Source organism: Pseudomonas agronomica (assembly GCF_025917275.1).
Taxonomy (GTDB): Bacteria; Pseudomonadota; Gammaproteobacteria; order Pseudomonadales; family Pseudomonadaceae; genus Aquipseudomonas; species Aquipseudomonas agronomica.
In genome coordinates this window covers 1-2,981 of record NZ_JAOSHO010000564.1, presented here as the reverse complement: position 1 = coordinate 2,981, position 2,981 = coordinate 1, and the positions used below count along the sequence as shown (strand labels likewise).

The 2,981-nt window shown below is 64.4% G+C and carries 4 protein-coding genes; all 4 read right to left on the bottom strand.

Annotated elements, in window-relative coordinates:
- Positions 1 to 25 precede the first annotated feature (25 nt).
- Positions 26 to 919, bottom strand: a complete 894-nt coding sequence (locus OC610_RS24505; RefSeq protein ID WP_264431539.1) for a metal ABC transporter substrate-binding protein — start codon at positions 917 to 919, stop codon at positions 26 to 28.
- The gene (locus OC610_RS24500; RefSeq protein ID WP_014339414.1) at positions 920 to 1,819 is read right to left on the bottom strand and encodes a metal ABC transporter permease; all 900 of its coding nucleotides are present in this window, start codon (positions 1,817 to 1,819) and stop codon (positions 920 to 922) included.
- Complete coding sequence (locus OC610_RS24495) at positions 1,819 to 2,571, bottom strand: metal ABC transporter ATP-binding protein (RefSeq protein WP_264431538.1); 753 nt, start codon at positions 2,569 to 2,571, stop codon at positions 1,819 to 1,821. Before OC610_RS24495 ends, OC610_RS24500 begins: the two co-directional genes overlap by 1 nt.
- Positions 2,568 to 2,981: metal ABC transporter solute-binding protein, Zn/Mn family (locus OC610_RS24490; RefSeq protein WP_264431536.1), on the bottom strand; the 414-nt coding region annotated here is incomplete at its 5' end. The genes OC610_RS24490 and OC610_RS24495, both read right to left, overlap by 4 nt.

Genomic DNA, 2,981 nt, shown 5'->3' with positions numbered 1-2,981 from the left:
GCTCGCTCCCACAGGGGGACTGTTGTTAGCCTCCCGTCAGTGCGGTGACGACCAGTGCCACGTTACTTTCCAGCTCCGCCACCGGATCGGCGCCATCGGTGCTCAATACCAGCAGCCGACTACCGCCCTCGGTAATCGCTGCCTCCAGCGCGTCCGAGGGCTGGCGGTGGTGCAGCACCAGCGCCACGTCATTGTCTTTCAACGTCGCACTCAACTGCTTGAGGGTTTCGGCTGTCCATTCGGCATCGGGCCGCGTATCGGTGCTGATGGCGTCCAGGTTGAGCCCGCTGATCAAATAACCGAAATGCTCGCTCAGGCTGACTACGCTCAGGTTGTCAGCGCCGGCGAGGCGTTTTTCGCTGTCGGCGCTGAGCTTGAGCAGGCGCTGCTTGATGGCCGCCAGGTTGGCGTCGATTTTCGCTTTGTCCGCCGGGGCCAGGCGCACCAGGTCGGCGGCGATCACGTCGGCCATGCGCCCCAGGTTATGGCTGGCCATCCACGGCTGGCTCGCTAACCCATCCGCCATGCCCGGTTGCACGGCGATGCCGGGCAGGGCACCGTCCACCGGGCGCGCGGCGTCGACTTCGACGATGCGGATATTGCTGCGTCGAGCCATGGGATACAGCGGGTCGTCCGGCCATAACGAGCGCAGGCCGATCACGGCGTCGGCGTCGCTGGCCAGTTTGCCCAGGGCCGGCGCGCCACGACCACTGAAGTAGGCGCTCTGGCGGGTGCCGGGCAGATTGGCGGGCGCCGCTCGCTCCAGGCTGACCTCGGTCCCCTTGAGCAAGGCCTCGCCCAATCCGTAGGTGACCGGCAACGACGCCAGCAGGCGGACCTTTTCAGCAGCGAATGATGAAGTGACGGCCACGCCGCACAACGCGACGGCCAGGGTCAGTTGTCGCAATGAAAAAACCATTTATCCAAGATTCCCTTTGAGGCTGGGGACGACGCCACGGGCGATGGCGCTCAGGGCGAAGGCGATGCCGGCTACCAGAATGATCGCGGCACCGGACGGGATCGGCAGGTCGAACACAATCGGCGCGAGGATCCCGCACAAGGTACTGACAGTGGCGATCAGCACCGAGCACCAGAAAAAGCCTTTCAACGATTGGCTGAGCAGGCGCGCCGCCGCCGCCGGAATCACCAGCAATGCCCCCACCAGGATGGCGCCGATGACTTTCACCGCCGCCACGGTGATCAACGTCACCAGGACCACGAACAGGTAGTCCAGCGTCTTGACCGCCACCCCGCGCACCGCCGCCAGTTGCGGATTGAAGCTGGCGAGCATGATGCGGTTGTACAGCGGCAACGCCAGCGCCATCACCAACGAGCCGACCACTGCGAGTACCAGCAGGTCGTTGCCGTTCACCGTCAGCACCGAGCCGAACAGCACGTTCTCCAGGATGTGCACGTTGATCTTGCCTGCCAGGATCAACAGCAGGCTCGCGCCCAAGGCCAGGGACACCGACAGGAAGACGCCGATCAGGGTGTCCGGCGCGAGGCCGGTGCGGTTGCGCAGGTAATTGAGCAGGATGCCGAACAGCAGGCAGTAGCCGAACAGGCTGCCGTATGGCCCGGTGTAGGGTTCGCCGAGCAGGATACCGATGGCCACGCCGGTCAGCGCCGCATGGCCCACGGCTTCGGAGAAAAACGCGAAGCGCTTGACCACCACCAGCGTGCCGAGGCCACCCAGCACCGGGCCGATCAACAGCCCGGCCAGCAACGCATTGACCACAAAACCGTAGGCCAGCGCTTCAGGCAGATAGCCGGCCGACGCCCAGCCCTGGACCATCAAGCGAAAGGCTTCATAACTCATCAGGCCGCGCTCCCGTTCGTGCGTGGATGGGTGGAAAACAGCGTCAGCAGTCGCTCCGGCGTCAGGGTCTGGCGTGGCGGGCCGTCGAACAGTACCCGGCGATTCAGGCCGGTGACCCGGTCGGCGAGGCGTCCGACGGCTTCCAGGTCGTGTTCGATCCACAGCACGGTGATCCCGGCCTGGCGCCAGTCCTGCAGCAACCGTTCAAACACCTGGATGCCGGCCTCGTCGAGGGCTGACATCGGTTCGTCCAGCACCAGCAGTTGTGGCGAGGGAATCAAGCCTTGGGCGAGCAATACCCGCTGGCGCTCACCGCCAGACAGCGCGCCCATGCGTCGCTTGCGCTTGTCGTGCATGCCGACCCGCTCCAGGGCCCGGCCGATGGCCCCCGCGTAATGTCTGCTCAAGCCGAGAAAGGCTGGCCGTCGCTGACACATCGCCGCCATGAAATCGTCCACCGTCATGGGCAGGCCCCGATCGAATTCCAGTGCCTGAGGAACGTAGCCGATGACGCCGGGCTCACCTGGCCATTGCAAGCTCAGGCGTCCCTGGTGCGGCATTTGTCCGAGCAAGGTCTTGATCAGCGAACTCTTGCCGCCGCCATTGGGGCCGACCAAGGCATGGACGCTGCCGGGTTGCACCTGGAAGCCCACGTTGTCGAGAATCGTGGTGCGCCCCAGCTCAAGGCTGATGTCGGCGAACTCGATCAACGGACCGGCCGGTTGCTGGATAAGGGTTTCCTGTACGGTCATGCGCCGGACTCCTGGATCGCGCGGACCACGGTGTCGAGGTTGCCGGTCATCTCTTTTTCGTATTTCTCGGCGCTGTATTCACCGTAGGAAATGTGTGAAAGCGGATACAGCTTTACGCCCGACTCACGCTGGATGGTGTCGACGTAGGTTGAAGGGAAATCCATCTCCGAAAAAATCACCTTCACGTCCAGCTCGCGCAGTTGGTCGATGGTCTTTTTCAACTGGCTGGGGCTCGGCTCGATGCCATGGGCCGGCTCGACCACGGCGGTCACTTCCAGGCCGAATTCGCGCAGCAGGTAGTCATAGGCGGCATGGACCGTGGCGACTCGCAGCTCGGCGTTCGGTGCCTGGGTCAGCTTGGCCAGGGCGTCGGCGCGCATTTGCCGCAGGCGCTTGCCGTAGGCGCGGGC